Genomic DNA, 17,517 nt, shown 5'->3' with positions numbered 1-17,517 from the left:
GCGAATTAAATAACTTACAATTTTAATTGTTATTGTGGGATGGGCGTCCCGCCCGTCTTTTTTGGACGGGCGGGACGCCCATCCCACAAACTTTTTGAGAAACCCGGTTGCTTTCCAAAACCAAAACGGTTAAACCTTAGCAATATCCCCCGCTAAATCCATCAGCGAACCCGCACCTTCTACCTTAGCAACATCTAACAAAGTCTTCAAAACTGAATCGGGATTCAAACTAATCGAATCAATTCCCAACTCAACCAAGAAACGAGCAAACTCAGGATAATCGCTGGGGGCTTGACCGCAAATCCCAATCTTGCGATCGTACTTCTTGGCGGCTTTAATGGCAATTGCTACCATGCGCTTGACAGCTTCATTCCGTTCGTCAAAAATGTGTGCGACTAAAGCAGAATCCCGGTCTAATCCTAATGTTAGCTGAGTTAAATCGTTAGAGCCGATCGAGAATCCGTCAAAAACTTGGGCAAATTCGTCAGCAAATATGACATTGCTTGGCAATTCGCACATCACATACACTTGCAAGCCGTTTTCGCCCTTGACTAAACCGTGTTTTGCCATCTCTGCCAACACTTTTCGCCCTTCCTCCGGGGTGCGGCAAAATGGAATCATCGGAATCACATTTGTCAAGCCCATTTCGTCGCGAACTCGCTTTAATGCTTTGCATTCCAAAGCGTAAGCTTCGCGGTAATTCGGGTCGTAATAACGAGAGGCGCCGCGCCACCCGATCATCGGGTTTTCTTCCTTGGGTTCAAACTGCCGCCCGCCCAAAAGATTAGCATATTCGTTGCTCTTGAAATCGCTCATCCGCACGATAACTGGATTTGGATAAAATGCGGCGGCAATTGTGGCAATTCCGTGGGCGAGTTTGTCGGTGAAGAAATCGGGTTTGTGTTGGTAAAGTGCTGTCAGGTTTGCAATTTCTTCCTTGACTGATTCATCCACCAATTCGTCAAAGTGAATCAGTGCCAGCGGGTGTGCTTTAATGTGATTGGCAATGATGAATTCCAACCGCGCTAAGCCTACGCCGTCGCAAGGAATGGCTGATAAACCAAAGGCTTCTTCTGGGTTCCCGACATTCATTAAAATTTGAGTGCGGGTGCGGGGTAAATTCTCGATCGCAGTTTCTTGAATTTCAAAAGGAAGCAAACCGGAATAAACTTTGCCTTCATCTCCTTCGGAACAAGAAACAGTGATTTCTTGCCCGTTTTTCAAGATTTGGGTGGCATCGCCGGTGCCGACAATGGCGGGAATTCCCATTTCTCTGGCGATGATGGCGGCGTGACAAGTACGCCCACCGGAATTGGTGACGATCGCACTTGCTTTTTTCATAATCGGTTCCCAATCCGGGTCTGTTTTGTTGGTAACTAAAACTTCTCCTGATTGAAATTCAGCAATTCTGTGAACGTCTAAAATCACCCGGGCTTTGCCTTGTCCGATTGATTCGCCAACGGCGCGTCCTTTTGCCAAAACTGCACTGCTGCCTTGCAATTTGTAGTTTCGCAAAACTTTAGCAGACTTTTGAGATTGTACTGTTTCGGGTCGCGCTTGGACAATAAACAATTCGCCGGTATTGCCGTCTTTTGCCCACTCAATGTCCATCGGGGTATAAGTACCGCGCACTTTTGAGTAGTGTTCTTCGATGACTACTGCCCATTTTGCTAGTTGCAAAATTTCATCATCTTGGATGGCAAATTTGTTTTTTTCTGCTGCGATGACGGAGACGTTTTTGGTGTATTTAGAACCGCCGATATCGTACACCATTTTGAGTGTTTTGGTGCCGAGACGTTTGTCTAAAATCGGGAGAAAACCTTGTTTTAGTGTTGGTTTAAAGACGAAGTATTCGTCGGGGTTGACGGTGCCTTGGACGACGTTTTCGCCTAATCCGTAGGCGGCGGTGACTAATACGGCGTTTTTGAATCCGGTTTCGGTGTCGATGCTGAACATGACGCCGGAGGATGCTAAGTCCGATCGCACCATTTTTTGGACGCCGACTGATAGGGCGACTTCAAAGTGGTCGAAACCCCGCTGTTGGCGGTAGGAAATCGCGCGATCTGTGAATATGGAAGCAAAGCATTTGTGACAGCATTCGAGGACGCCAGCGCAAGCTTGGACGTTGAGGTAGGTTTCTTGCTGTCCCGCGAAACTGGCGTCTGGTAAGTCTTCGGCGGTGGCGGAGGAACGCACTGCTACGTCTGTACTGTCGCCGTAGCGATCGCACAATTTTTCGTAAGCATCGGCGATCGCCGCTTGGAGTTCTCGCGGAAATGGTGTGTCGAGAATCAGTGCCCGCGCTTGCTTGCCTTTTTGTCGCAGGTTCTGCAGATCTTCTACGTCTAAATCGGCAAAAATTTCGCGCAATTTAGCTTCTAAACCCGCTGACTGGATGAAGTACCGGTAAGCGTGGGCTGTAGTTGCAAATCCGTTGGGAACTCTGACTCCTTGGCTGGTTAATTGTTGAATCATTTCGCCCAAAGAAGCATTTTTACCGCCTACTAATGGGATGTCGGCGATGCCGACTTCATCAAATAACAATACTAAGGCTTTTTCTTTGGGAATTACACCGGGTTTTTGATCAATTGCTAATTTTTCGATCATTGCTTTTTTCCTCTCAACTTCATCTCAGTTCGGTCAAAGCACAGTAAACAAAAGACAGTTTATTGGGAATTGTAATTTTGTTACAAAAATTCTCAATTTTTTTCCTAGGCTGTATCAACCGAATTTTCGATTGCCTCTATTTCAAGACTATCACTTTTTGGCTAAATAGCAAGGCCTGTGGAGATATTTGATTTGATTGCAAAACGTAAAGAATTTGCAGTAATGAGTTTATGTAAGGTATTATTAAAGAAGTGGTAAAAATATGAATAACGAAGATAGTTCTCACCGCTTTTTTGGCGTTGAGCGCTGATTGGTGTGGGGATATCGCTCGGATTGTGTTGGTAGCGGAATCCAAGGGGAACAAAGGGTGGGGTTCGATCGCGCGATCGGCTGAACCCGCCCAAAAAGCCGATACTTACTTTCCGATAGGAGTCGTGAGTCACCAAAAATAGGAGATTCTAGTTCAACCTCCCCGATTCATCTGTGGACTAAATCTAAAATCTAAAATCTAAAATCGGGTGACAGGGGCGATCGCCCCAAAAAATACTATGCAGCTTAGTTTCGTCCTGACACCGAGATTCTAAAAACCTTAAAAAATTTACCCCTGATTGCGTTAGCCTACTTAGAGGAAAAACACAATCGCATAGATACCAGATATTATATCATTTTCAATAAGCCTTTTAAGAGCTGGTTAGAAGAAACCCTCCCAAGAAAATTTACTCTTTCTGAAATGGGCCAGAAAGCCAGTTATTGAGAACCGTTCAACATCTAAGATAGAGTGCATTGTAATTGTTGAACCAAATAGTTTTCAACTGGGAACGGCGGATTTTGTGGCTATACAATTGTTTATATGCTATAATAGGTGGCTAAACTGCCTTATGACAAAAAACAAGGTATATGATATCAGTTTTGAGCCCACCCGCAAAGCGAAACGGCTTTAAAGTTCTTCTGGTCGAAGACAATCAAGCAGAAGCCGATCTGATTGAAGAATTATTATTAGAAACAAACGTCAGTAGAGCCGAACCCCAAAGGCTATCAGTAAGTTGTACAGACCGTCTGAGCAAAGCGCAGGAACTTTTGGTCAGCGAACATTTTGATGTGATTTTACTAGACCTTTCGCTGCCAGACAGCCAAGACTTAAATACAATTGTCAAAATACAAGAATATAGTCTAAATACTCCGATTGTCGTACTGACTGCCCGCAATGATGAAGAGCTTGCCGTGCAGTCAATCCAAGCCGGAGCTCAAGATTATCTAGTCAAGCGAAAAATTGACAGCGAAGTGTTAATTAGATCGCTTCGCTACGCAGTCGAGCGACAGCACAACCAAGAAGCTTTACGAAAAAGCGAAGAAAAATATCGCTCGGTAGTCGAGAATTCTCTCGTCGGAATTGCCATTCTCGCTCCTCCTATTTCCCCCTCAGCACCAGAAAAATGCGAGTGGTTGGAAGTGAACGATGCTTTGTGCGATTTACTGGGATACGATCGCCAGGATTTTTGGCATGAGAATTGGGAAATGTGGGTTTTTCCTGAAGACTTGCAGTCTAGTTTAGAGCAGTTAAATAAAATTTTGGCAGGGCAGAGTGAAGGCTATGTTTTAGACCAAAGATGGCGCAGAAAAGATGGAAGAACCGTTTATACTAGAGTTTACCTTCGCTGTATCCGCGCCCTAGACGGCTCGATAGACCGCCTGATTAAAGTAGTCTTGGACGTGAGCGATCGCTACCGTTACGAAGCTCAACTAAAAGCATCAGAAGAGTTTTTAAATCACACGATAAATTCTACTCCCGATCCAATTTTTGTCAAAGATGAGCAGCACAAATGGATCGTTGTAAACGATGCTTTTTGCAATTTGATAGGAAAAAGGCGATCGGAACTGATTGGCCAGTCAGGATACGATTATTTACCCCCAGCACAAGCGGCTTTTTTTTGGCAACAAGACGAGCAAGTATTGCAAAGAAGTCTTGCTCAGGAAACAGAAGAATTTTTTACAGATAGCGGTGGTCAAGAACGCATTATATCTACTAAAAAAACAGTATTTAAAAAAGCCGATGGGACTAAAATGTTGGTCGGAACAATGCGAGATGTGACCGAATACAAACGCCAGCAAATTGCGTTGCAGGAAAGCGAAGCTCGATTTCAAATAATGACCGACAACGTGCCGGGAATGATTTATCAATATCGGCTTTATGTAGATGGGAAAACATCTTTTACTTACGTTTCTTCTGGCAGTTGGCAGCTCTACAATTTAAAGCCAGAAGAAATAGAAGAAAATGCCAGTTTGGCTTTTGCAACAGTTCACCCAGACGACATCTCAGACTTGCAGCGATCGATGGCAACTTCAGCGGCGACTCAGCAAGCTTGGCAACACCAGTGGCGGCAAGTTATGGGAGATCGAGTGAAATGGCTTCAAGGCGCGTCGAAGCCAGAAAAGCAAGCAAACGGCGATATAGTTTGGGACGGTTTAGTGATGGATGTTACGGAATTGAAACAAACCCAGCAAGACCGCGATCGATTTTTTAATCTCTCGCTGGATTTACTTTGCATTGCAGGTTTTGACGGCTATTTCAAACGCTTAAACCCCGCTTGGTCAAATGTATTGGGTTATAGCAGCGATGAAATCTTAGCCAAACCTTTGATAGAATTCGTCCATCCAGAAGACCTAGAAATTACTGTAGCGGAATTAGAAAAACTTAAAAAAAGCCACCCGATTATTAGCTTAGAAAACCGCTATCTTTGCCAAGATGGTACTTATAAATGGCTATCGTGGACTGCATCGCCGTTTGCCGAAGAAGGTTTGATTTATGCCGTGGCTCGCGATGTTACATTTAGCAAGCAAGCTGAAGCTGAATTGCGTAAGAGCGCAGCCACCAACCGCGCTCTTTTAAATGCGATACCAGACATGATATTTCGCTGTCGGGCAGACGGCACTTTTGTAGACTTCAAACCTGCAAAAGATTTCGATAATATCCTACCGCAAAAAGCACTAATCGGCAAAAAAGCACAAGACATATTGCCTGCTGCTTTTGCTGACAAAATCTTGTCGGGTCATCAACAAGCGATCGCCACTGGCGAGATTCAAGTTGTAGAATATCAAATGCCCGTTAATGATGAACTGTACGATTTTGAAGCGAGAATTGTTTTCTGCACGGATGACGAAATTATCGCGATCGTCCGCGACATCACCAATCGCAAACGTTTCGAGTCAAAACTCCACAGGCAAGCAGCAGCAATGGCGGCTGCTTCCGAAGGTATCGCCATATTCAGTGCCGACAAAGAGGTGATTTATTGCAACGCAGCACGACTCAATATCTACGGTTACAACTCTCTCGAAGAAATCTTAGGTAAAAGTTGGAAAATATTCTACCAAGGTGCAGAACTGCAAAGGTTCGAGCAAGAAGTCCTGCCGACTTTAGTGCAGAAAGGTTCTTACAGCACCGAAGCAGTAGGATGCCGTCGCGACGGATCGGAAGTCCCTATAGATGTCTCGCTGACAATGCTAGCCGGCGGAGAAACTATTTGCGTTGTTCGCGATATTTCTCAAAGAAAACAAGCAGAAGCAGCACTGCGGGAAAGCCAGCGATTCGCTCAGCAAATTGCTGGGGCAATTCCTAATATTTTGTATGTTTGTGACTTAATTGAAAAAAAAAATATCTATGGGAACGCTTCTATCTACCACATTCTTGGCTATACAGTAGAGGAAATTCAGGCAATGGGGCCGTGGATGATGTCAACTTTAATCCACCCCGAAAATTTAATCAAAATGCCTGATTATTTACAGCAAGTCGAAACAGGCAGCGAAGGGGATATCTTTGAAATTGAATACAGAATTAGGCACAAGGATGGTTCTTGGCGCTGGATGGTTAGCCGAGATACTGTATTTGCCAAAACAGCAGACGGTAAGTTAAAACAAATTCTCGGCACGGCAACTGATATTACAGAAAGCAAGCAAGCAGAAGATGAAATAAAGCTGTTGCTGGCCGCAACTCAAGCTATTAGTCAGTCTGCCGATTTTCACAGCGCCCTCCCGGAAATTCTGCGGTTGCTGTGCAATGCGATCGGCTGGAATTTTGCGGAAGCTTGGATACCGACTGCTAACGGTAGTTGTTTGGAACATAGCGAAACTTGGTACGCTAGCGATCGCGATTTAGATAGGTTCGGCCGCGAAAGTAAAAGAATTAGATTCGCCGCCGGAGTGGCAGTACCTGGACGGATTTGGTCAACCAGAAATGTAGAATGGATTGAAGATATTTCTCTAGCCACAAATCATCTTTTTGCCCGATCGCAAATGGCGAAATCAGTCGGATTGAAAGCTTGTTTCGGAGTGCCAATTCACGCTAGTTCAAAGGTGCTGGCAGTTTTAGTATTCTGCAAGCGCGATCGCTCGATTATGGAACCGCGTATAGTAGAGTTGGTCAAGGCTGTAGCGACTCAGTTGGGCGATCATATTCAGCGCAAACAAGCCGAAGAAGAATTGCGTAAAAGTGAAGAACGCTGGCAGTTAGTTCTTAAAGGCAATCAAGACGGAATTTGGGATCTGAATCTTCAAACAAATGAAGCTTTTCGCTCGGCCCGCTGGCAAGAAATTATCGGTTACACAGACGGCGAAATCGACAGCACCAACAGCGCATCGATCGATCGCATCCATCCAGACGATCGCTCACGAGTGCAAGCAGCGATCCAAGGTTATCTCGATCGGCAAACCCCCAATTACGCCGCCGAATACCGCTTGCAGTGCAAAGACGGTAGCTATAAGTGGGTGCTCGCCCGCGCTCAAGCAGTGTGGGACGAAGCCGGAAACCCTCTGCGGATGGTGGGTTCGATGACGGATATTAGCGATCGCAAAGCAGCAGAATTAGCTTTACTGCAGGTCACTCAAGCCGTAGAAAGTACCAGCGATGCGATCGTGATCGCCGACTTGAAAGGGCGGTCTATTTATCACAATCAAGCCTTTATTCAGCGCTACGGCTACACAGTGGAAGAACTCAATAATCTTGGCGATATGACCGCGCTGTATGTCCGGCATAAAAATTACAAACAAATCTATAAAAGCCTTCGCAAAGGTCGCTCTTGGTGTGGCGAAGTTGCACTGCAAACTAAGAGCAACGAAGCAGTAACTGCTCTGGTGCGAGCCGACAGTATTCAAGATATTCATAGTAATTCAATCGGCTTAATTGCAGTAATTACTGATATCACAAAACGCAAAGAATCTGAATTATTTTTGCAACAGAAGTTAAAGCGCGAACAGTTGGCAGTAGCCATGTTGGAACGCATTAGATATTCTCTAAATCTTGAAGAAATTTTAACCAAAAGTGTCGAAGAAGTGCGTCATTTTTTGCAAGTAGACCGCACTATTATTTATCAATTCAATCCTGATTGGAGCGGGTTTATCGCTGTTGAGTCGGTTGCCGAAAATGTTCGACCAATTGTAGGAATGGAAATTTATGACCCCTGTTTCGGGGCAGCCTACGTTCATCTTTACCAAGACGGTAGAATTAGAGCCATAGAAGATGTTCACAATGCGGGCCTAGCCGACTGCCACTTGGGTTTGTTGACTCGGCTAGACGTGAGAGCGAATCTGGTAGTGCCGATTTTGCAAGGCGAAAACTTGTGGGGGCTGTTAATTGCCCACCACTGCACGGGCCCGCGTCCCTGGCAACAATTGGAGGGAGAGTGCCTAAAACAATTGGGGGTGCAGTTGGCGATCGCCATTCAGCAATCGATGCTATTTGAACAAGCACAAACCGAAATTGCCGATCGCAAACTTGCAGAAGCCGCCCTGCAATTAGCAAAAGAAGCCGCCGAATCCGCCAACCGCGCTAAAAGCGACTTTCTCGCGAACATGAGCCACGAATTGCGGACGCCTTTGAACGGGATTTTGGGATACATTCAACTGCTAAAAGTCGATAAAAACTTTACCCCCGATCAACAGGAAAGTCTTAACAACATTCACCAGTGTGGCAACCACCTGCTGATGCTGATTAATGATGTTTTAGACCTCTCAAAAATCGAAGCTAGTAAAATGGATCTGTCTCTGACAAACCTGCATTTTTCCAGTTTTGTTAAAAGTATTATTGATTTGTTCCAGATGCGCTCTGCTCAAAAAGGAATTGCCTTTAATTACGAGCAGGTGTCAGCGCTGCCAGATGGCATTTTGGCAGACGAAAAAAGGTTGCGTCAAGTTTTGATTAATTTGCTCAGCAATGCCGTTAAGTTTACGAACAGCGGCAGCGTTACATTCAAAGTCGGTTATGCAGAAAATTTCCCCGATAATTATCCTCAAACCAACTGTGGAAATTATAGTTGCACAGCGGAAATTGCTACTCAAACGATCAATTTGACCGCGAATTTAGACGCGGAGCAAATGTCGTCGCTCCCGCCGCTAGGAACAACACAAGCGCGCGGGGTGATAACAGCAGAAAATATCGGCGCTCGTGCCCCTACCCCTAAAATTCGCTTTCAAATCGAAGATACCGGCATTGGCATTTCTCAGAATAAATTAGAAGAAATATTTTTGCCTTTTCATCAAGTGGGCGATCACAACAATTTCGTCGAAGGTACCGGACTGGGACTTTCCATCAGCCAAAAATTAGTCAAAATGATGGGCAGCCAAATTCGCGTCCAAAGTACCTCCGGCAAAGGCAGCATATTTTGGTTGGATCTAGACTTACCCGCAGTCGCGCAGTGTTCTGAACTCCCCTCCCGGCAAGAAAAAAGGCGGCTTGTAGGTTTTACCGGCCCCCAGCGGAAAGTGCTAATAGTGGACGATCACGAAGTACATCGCGCCATGTTGCACAGGCTGCTTGTTCATTTAGGCTTTGAAATTGCACAAGCTACAGACGGCGAAGACTGCTTGCACAAAGCACAGGAATTTCTACCGGATATAATTTTAATGGATTTGCTGATGCCCGTAATGAACGGTTGGGAAGCTACCAGGCGGCTGCGACAGTTGCCGGAATTAAAAGATACGGTTATCCTTGCTTTGTCCGCTAACGTTTACGAGACTACCAAGCAAGAGAGCATACTTGCAGGTTGCGATAATTTTCTCACCAAGCCGATTCAAACTAACGAGCTTTTAGAATTATTGCGCCTGCATTTGAGACTAGAATGGGTTTACGAAGAAGGATCGCAAACCAAAAAGCGGACTGATCAAACTGCAAAAGCATCTTCTGAGATTGCTGGTGCTGACTCAACGATGGTGTCTCCTGCCTCAGAGTCAGTCTTGGCGTTGTTAAGATTGGCTGCAATGGGCGATATTGAAGCTATTCTGGAAGAAACGGCTAAACTCGAACATTCTGAGCCGACATTAGTGCCTTTCGTTCATCACCTGCGCCAACTTGCTAAAGGATTTCAGCTCAAGAAAATTCGAGATTTTTTGAAGCAACATTTGTCCTAAAATTGACGATAGCTAACAGACAACTCAAAATCCGTTAAATCTCTGATCTTGCACCATTGTCAGCAACAGGCTTCCCGGCTTGTTCCACAGAGACTGAATTTCTTGTGGGGAGTAGGGGTTGGACCCCAGATCCCGCCCACAAAAGAAAAGAGTGATTGCCAATAAAGGCATCTATGAAGCAACCGGATTTCTAGATCCGCAGAAAATCACTTGAATCCGATTTAAACTCACAAACCACAACTCAAAAGTCTAAAATTTGAATATTTCCCTTGAATATGAACGATAAGAATTCCGAAAGAAGCATCATACAAATTGTCGATGACAACCAAACAAATCTTGACGTACTTTTCGAGTTGTTAAGGAATTACGGGTTTAAAGTATTAGTGGCTCTAGACGGCGAAAGTGCGATCGAGCAAATTGACTACATTCATCCCGACTTGATTCTTTTGGATATCATGATGCCAGGAATTGACGGTTTTGAAACTTGCCGACGCTTGAAAGCAGACGCGTCAACGCAAGATATTCCCATCATATTTATGAGCGCCCTTTCCGATACGCCTGATAAAGTAAAAGGCTTTCAGACAGGAGCAGTTGACTACATCACTAAGCCTTTCCAGCACGAAGAAGTTTTGAGCCGGATTCAAACCCACTTGACAATCCGCAGCTTGCAAAAAAAACTCGAAGAAAAAAACCTCGAACTTGCCCACCTCAACCAAAACCTTGAAAGACTTGTTGAACAAAAAACCAAGCAATTAATCAACCAGGAAAAAACAGCCATCATCGGACGTTTGACTCAGGGCATGGTTCACAACCTCAAAAGTCCGCTGCAAGTGATTCAGACTAGCGTCGATTTGATTGAAACAAAAGCCACACAAATTCAAGAAGACTCTCTGTTTAATTATACTAAGTATATTTTTCAAGCTGTCACAAAAATCAATCAGATCATGGATACTCTGATGATGAAAAGCCGCAACGAGCAAAAGCAAGATTTGCACCCGGTGAATATCAACGATTTAGTGCAGCGAGAAATTCAGCTATTGGAAGGCAACCTATATTTTAAAAATAAAATTAGAAAAAAATACTTTTATGACGAAGAAATTGACAGCATTCCATTAATTTATTCCTATCTTTCTCAAGTATTTTATAATTTAATTAATAATGCAATGGATGCTATGTGGGAAAAGAAAAGCAGAGAAATAACTATCGTGACGCGGCAAGACGACTCGAACATATACATGGATATTGCAGATACGGGATGCGGCATATCATCTGAAGATTTGCCAAAACTTTTTGATCCTTTTTACACATCCAAGCCGCCTAAAGGCGAGGCAAAAACGGAAGGTGAACCAACAGGAACAGGTCTAGGACTTTATACTTGTATTGAACTTTTAAAACCTTTTAACGGTGAAATTGCTATTAGCAGCAATGTCGGTCAAGGCAGCGTGTTTACAGTTGTGCTGCCCAAACCGCAGACAAATTGAGCGACTCAACTGAGTTAACTTGTGTCGGGTTAGACAACCATAATTAAGTTTGTAATTAAATTTGTAGCATGGAATGCAAGTCTTGGTTACTCGCTCAAGAGAGGACTTGCATTGATCAATACAAACAAGCGCTAATTGCGGGCTATTAACCGGACACAATCTCAGAGCGTATTTTGTAAATTAACGGTAATTCTCGTAGCTTAGTAATACCATTTCAAAAACAAATAATTTAACTTTAGGCAAGCTTTAAACGGCTATTTAAAATCTAAATTTTCAAAGGCTATCAGCAATGCCAATCCTGATTAATCCGCGTTCTTTTGATTTGCCTCTTGCTATTCCCCTGCCAAAGGTTGTAAATTAAAATAGAGTTGAGTTGCAATATTTGTAAGACTATGATAATTTTGGGCCACTAGGTTTGGGGCCAGGCGGACAACTTGCAGCGAACAACTCAATTCTACAAATAAATCTGGGTGGTCTGCAAGCACACAGCGCACTCTAAAGCGTGTGCTTCAAGTTCCCCAATCATCAGCTAGGTAGCTGCATCCGCTGCTGATTTTTTTATTCCTAAACAATAGCAAAAGGATACCCGTAAAAAAAATGCTAGTTTACGCAACAGCCAAACCGCGATAGTCATCAGTCATCAGTCATTCCAAATCTAAAATCTAAAATCTAAAATCTAAAATGGTATGACATCTGTGTTTGAGTCAACTTTAACGCTTGGTTTAAAAATTCTTTTAGTAGAAGATTGTGCCGAAGATGCAGAGTTCATTCAAGAACTGCTGTCTGAACCCCAACTAGGACACTTAATTGATGTGACCAATGTAGTTCGCTTTCGGGAAGCGATAGAAATTTTAAGGGAGCAAATTTTTGATGTAATTTTATTAGATATTTCACTTCCTGACAGCCCAAAATTTAATACTTTTTTCCGACTTCAAGATTGCGGTATCAATACTCCGATCGTCATTCTGACAGCGGCCGATGACGAAGAACTGGCTGTCGAGTTAATTGCCGCCGGCGCCCAAGATTATCTGGTGAAAAGACAGGTAGACAGCCGGCTGCTGGTACGGACGCTCAGGTGCGCGATCGCCCGCCAGAAACGGCAAGCAGAATGGAAAAAAAGTCAAGAAAAATACCAGCAGGTTGTTGACAATATCAAAGAAGTTGTTTTTGAAACAAATACTGCGGGCAATTGGACTTTTCTCAATCCGGCTTGGACGGAAATTACCGGATTTACCGTTGATGAAAGCTTAGGAACTTCCTGTTTGAGTTACATTCATTCTGAGGATCAATACCAATATTTAAATTCGTTGACAGGTTTGAGCGAAAATCAAGAAACATCCAATTGCTATCAAATTCGATATCTTACAAAAAATGGCGAAATTCGGTGGGTAGAAGTGCAAGAATTTTTTATTTGGGGCGGGAACGGCGAGGCGCAGGGGACGACAGGAACTATCAATGATATTACAGAAAAAATTTTAGCACTTTCCGAACTCGATGCTAGTAAAAAGTTTTTGAATTATACAATCGATGCAGTGGCAGACCCACTTTTTGTCAAGGATGAACAGCACCGCTGGATACTGTTAAATGATGCTTTTTGCAAGCTGATCGGGAAGCAGCGCGAGGAACTGCTGGGCAAGTCGGATTATGACTTTTTCCCAAGACAAGAAGCTGAGATTTTTTGGCAGAATGACGAACAAGTTTTTAGGACGGGGGAAGAAAACGAGAGCGAGGAAATATTTACGGACGGCCGCGGTGCAAAGCACATTTTGTCTACTAAAAAAACTGTATTTGAAAATAGCGATGGCAGTAAAAATCTCGTCGGGATAATTCGAGATATCACTGAGGATAGGCGCAAACAATTAGCGCAGCAAGAAAGCGAAGCTAGACTTCGGCAACTTGCAGCCAATTTACCGGGAATAATTTATCAATTTCGTCTCTCAATCGACGGTAAAAAAAGTTTCCCTTATATTTCTTCTGGCAGCCGCGATTTATATGAATTGGAGCCAGAAAATATTCAGCAAGATCCTCAACTATTTTTTAGTTTTATTCATCCAGATGACCGTCAACAATTTGAAGACTCTATTGCTGTTTCTGCGGCAAATATGCAGCCATGGCAGCAGGAATGGCGGGCGATTGTACCGTCGGGAAAACTTAAGTGGATGCAAGGGGTTTCGAGACCGGAACGAGTTGATTTTGCGACTGAAATAGGGCAGGAAGGGGATATAGTTTGGGAAGGCATCGTGCTGGATATTACTGATTTAAAACAGACTGAAGCAGCTTTGCGGGAGAGCGAAGCCAGATTTCGATCGCTCGTTGAGAATATCCCTGGCGCTATCTGCCGCAGCTTGTACGATGCTGAGTGGACGATGGTATTTATTAGCGATGAAATTGAGGTAATTAGTGGGTATCCTGCTGGAGATTTTATTCGCAACAACGGCTTAAGTTTTGCGAGCATTGTCCACGAGGCAGACAAGGAAATGGTCGATCGACAAATCAGCGCAGCAGTAGAGTCGAAACAGCCGTACAATCTAGAATACCGGATTGTTCGCGATGACGGAGCGGTGCGGTGGGTGTCGGAAAGAGGTAGGCCAACTTACAATCTGGAAGGGCTGGTTTTGTGGCTCGACAGAGCGATTTTTGATATTACCCATCGCAAACAAGCCGAACTGACTCTGTGCCTGGTAACTCAAGCTGTAGACAGTGCTAGTGATGCGATCGCGATCGCAGATTTAGACGGTTATTCCGTTTATCATAATCAAGCATTTATTCAGCGCTACGGCTATACAGTGGAGGAACTAAATAATGCCGGCGGCCCAGCAGTAATGTACCCCAAATCTCAAGACTTGAGAAAGTTATTTAGGGTGCTGCGGAAAGGTTTTTCCTGGGAAAGTGAAATTGAAATCAAGAGTAAAAATGGCGATATTATAGAAACTTTCTTGCGAGCTAACTGCATTAAAGATAGCGCTAGGCAACCGATAGGAATGATAGCCATAATTGCCGACCTCACAGAAATAAAACGCACCGAATCGGCATTAAAACTCAGTCAAGAGCGATTACAGTTGGCGGTTTCAGGCAGCTCTTTGGGGCTGTGGGATTGGAATATAGCTACTGGCGAAACTTATTTCGACTTTTATTGGAAATCAATGCTAGGCTATGCAGAAACCGAAATTGAAAATAACCTCAAATGTTGGGAAACTTTGCTGCATCCCGAAGACCGAGTGAAGGTAATGGAATGTTTAAATTCCTATTTGGAAGGTGAGACTGATATCTATGAATTTGAATTTCGGATGCTCAATAAAGCGGGCAATTGGCAGTGGATTCTGGCGATGGGCAAGGTAGTCGAGTACGACGAATGGGGTACGCCACTGCGGATAACAGGCACTCACAAAGATATCAGCGCCCGCGTTGCAGCAGAAGCCGAAAAAACGCAGTTGATCGCATCTTTGCAACAACTTGCCGAACAGTTGCAAGCAGCGCAAAAAATAGCCCGCATCGGCAATTGGGAATTTGATAGGGAGACAGGAGTTATTACTTGGTCGGAAGAACTGTTTCGAGTTTACGGTCGAGAATTGAATCGGCCGCCGACAATGGAAGAACTTTTAGAGCAAATTCATGCCGATGACAAAGAAAGGTTTGCAGAAGTTGTACAAAAAGCAGTGACTGAAGGAACAGCTTACGATATCGACCACCGCATCTATTTTCCATCAGGAGAAATTAGGCACGTTAACGCTAAAGGAAAAGCTGTTAAAAATGAGTTGGGTCAGGTGGTGCGGCTGTGTGGCACGGCAATGGACATTAGCCATCGCAAAAAAGCAGAAATTGCTTTACAAGAAAGCGAACAGCGATTTCGAGCTGTATTTGAACAAGCGGCGATTGGCATTGTCAAAGTGTGGCGCGACGGTCAATTTTTGAATGCAAATCAAGGGTTTTGCAATATTGTCTGCTACTCAGAATTAGAGCTAAAATCGCGAAATGTTGGGGACATTTCTCACCCCGAAGATGTAGCAGCAGATGTCGAGTCGCGCGACAGACTGTTAGCTGGGGAAATTTTTAATTATTCTATTGAAAAACGCTTTATTCGCAAAGACGGTTCATTTGTTTGGACTAATATGACTGTATCTTTAGTGCGGGATGGGTTTGGGGAACCTAGCTATGTAATTGCTGTGATTGAAGATATTAGCACTCGCAAACTTGCCGAGGCTATCTTGCGCCAGCAATTAAAGCGCGAACGCCTGGTGGTAAAAATGCTGGAGCGCATTCGCTCTTCTCTCAATTTAGAAGAAATTTTGACAAACACTGTTGCTGAAGTACGGCACTTTTTGCAAACAGATCGGACAGTTATTTATCGCTTTAATCCCGATTGGAGCGGTTTTATAACTGTCGAGTCTGTGGGCGAAAATTGGCAGTCGATTCAAGGAATAACTATTAAAGATTCCTGCTTAGAAGACAGCTCTGCTTCTGCTTACGAAGACGGTCGCCCTCTAGCTGTGCATGATATTTACAAAGCAGGTCTTTCCCTGTGCTACATTAATTTATTAAGTCAATTTCAGGTGCGAGCTAATTTGGTAGTGCCGATTTTGCAAGGCGAGAAGTTGTGGGGCTTATTGATTGCCCACGAGTGCGCGGGCCCCCGCCACTGGCTGGAAATTGAGGTCGAGTGTCTCAAACAAATTAGCGTGCAGTTGGCGATCGCGATCCAGCAATCAATGCTGTTTGAGCAAGCACAAAGTGAAATTGCCGATCGCAAACAAGCCGAGTCAGCTTTGCAGGAATCGGAAGCGCGAGAACGTTCAAAAGCGCTAGAGTTAGAAGCAGCTATTAACAAACTCCGAACGACTCAAGCTCAGCTCGTTCAAAATGAAAAAATGGTGAGTTTGGGTCAGTTAGTGGCTGGTGTTGCTCACGAAATTAATAACCCTGTTAGCTTTATTCACGGCAATCTCAATCCCGCTCGCAATTACACTTTAGATTTGCTGGAATTGATTAAAGTTTACCAGCATTACTGTCCTAATCCTCCGGCCCAAGTCTTGGATAAAATTGATGAAATAGACTTGGATTATATTGCTGAGGATTTCCCGAAATTGTTTAATTCGATGCAAGTAGGAACCGAGCGAATTGTCGAGATTGTGAAATCGTTGCGTAATTTTTCCCGATTGGACGAGTCCGCTGGGAAGTCGGTTAACATTCACGAGGGAATTGATAGCACTTTGATGATTTTGCAAAATCGGTTAAAATCTCACAGCAGTCATGGAGAAATTCAGATAGTTAAAGATTACCAACTATTGCCACAAATTGAATGTTTTCCTGGCGAGTTGAATCAGGTATTTATGAATATTTTGATTAATGCGATCGATGCTTTGGAAGAACGGGACAAGCAGCGTTCGATCGAGGAGTGCGATCGACATCCCAGCACGATCGCTATTCGCAGTTATCAGGTGGCTGCCGGCTTCGTAGCGGTATCGATTGCCGACAACGGGGGGGGGATACCGGAGTCAGTGCGATCGAGGCTGTTTGATCCCTTTTTCACGACTAAACCTGTCGGCAAGGGTACGGGTTTGGGATTGTCGATTTCTCACTCGATTATCGTCGATCGCCACGGCGGCCGATTGAGCTGTATTTCGACATTGGGTGAGGGAGCGGAGTTTTTGATTGAAATTCCAGTGCGGCCGAATTTAACTGGTAGGAATTCAAATTTGGGGCAATAAATTAGCAATTGGTAATTTGTAATTTGGAAGCGGAAATGGGTAAAATATCACATTTTGCACCATTCTCAAGAACAGGCAAGATGCCTGTTCCACAAGAAAATTTACTCTTTGTGGAACAGGCCGAAAAGCCTGTTCCTAAACAAGTAATTGAGAATGGTGCAACATCTCAGTAATATCAAATACCGTAACATCGGAATTATACCCTGCAAGCGAGCATTATCCTTGCTCCGGGTCACTCGATCGCATCGCGCTGGCAGTGCACTCAGAAAATTATTATTCTGATGCAAAGGTCAACAATACAGGGCTGTTTCATTCTCCGTAGGGGCCGC

General features: G+C 44.1%; 5 protein-coding genes. 4 read left to right on the top strand and 1 reads right to left on the bottom strand.

Translation table 11 applies throughout. The annotated features are described in order from the left end of the window. Positions 1 to 129: 129 nt before the first annotated feature. Complete coding sequence (gene ppsA, locus QUB26_RS23585; protein WP_333238682.1) at positions 130 to 2,607, bottom strand: phosphoenolpyruvate synthase; 2,478 nt, start codon at positions 2,605 to 2,607, stop codon at positions 130 to 132. A 299-nt stretch (positions 2,608 to 2,906) separates the two neighbouring features. Between ppsA and QUB26_RS23580 the strand changes: the two genes are divergently transcribed. From QUB26_RS23580 to QUB26_RS23565, 4 genes are all read left to right on the top strand, one after another. After that, complete coding sequence (locus QUB26_RS23580; RefSeq protein ID WP_333302870.1) at positions 2,907 to 3,059, top strand: hypothetical protein; 153 nt, start codon at positions 2,907 to 2,909, stop codon at positions 3,057 to 3,059. A 445-nt stretch (positions 3,060 to 3,504) separates the two neighbouring features. Then, complete coding sequence (locus QUB26_RS23575; protein WP_333319964.1) at positions 3,505 to 10,002, top strand: PAS domain S-box protein; 6,498 nt, start codon at positions 3,505 to 3,507, stop codon at positions 10,000 to 10,002. Between the two features lie 275 nt (positions 10,003 to 10,277). Beyond that, positions 10,278 to 11,483 (top strand): hybrid sensor histidine kinase/response regulator, encoded by a 1,206-nt coding sequence (locus tag QUB26_RS23570; protein WP_333056998.1) that lies wholly within the window; start codon positions 10,278 to 10,280, stop codon positions 11,481 to 11,483. A gap of 686 nt (positions 11,484 to 12,169) precedes the next feature. Next, positions 12,170 to 17,188 (top strand): PAS domain S-box protein, encoded by a 5,019-nt coding sequence (locus tag QUB26_RS23565; protein ID WP_333319962.1) that lies wholly within the window; start codon positions 12,170 to 12,172, stop codon positions 17,186 to 17,188. Positions 17,189 to 17,517: the final 329 nt, after the last annotated feature.

It is taken from the genome of Microcoleus sp. B4-C1 (assembly GCF_036705285.1).
Taxonomy (GTDB): domain Bacteria; phylum Cyanobacteriota; class Cyanobacteriia; order Cyanobacteriales; family Microcoleaceae; genus Microcoleus.
Note: the sequence above shows the minus strand (reverse complement) of the source record. Positions and strands in the feature narration are given on the sequence as shown.

Coding starts and splice junctions, on each gene's coding strand:
- QUB26_RS23575 (WP_333319964.1), top strand. CDS start 3,505: ATGATATCAGTTTTGAGCCCACCCGCAAAGCGAAACGGCTTTAAAGTT.
- QUB26_RS23570 (WP_333056998.1), top strand. CDS start 10,278: ATGAACGATAAGAATTCCGAAAGAAGCATCATACAAATTGTCGATGAC.
- ppsA (WP_333238682.1), bottom strand. CDS start 2,607: ATGATCGAAAAATTAGCAATTGATCAAAAACCCGGTGTAATTCCCAAA.
- QUB26_RS23565 (WP_333319962.1), top strand. CDS start 12,170: ATGACATCTGTGTTTGAGTCAACTTTAACGCTTGGTTTAAAAATTCTT.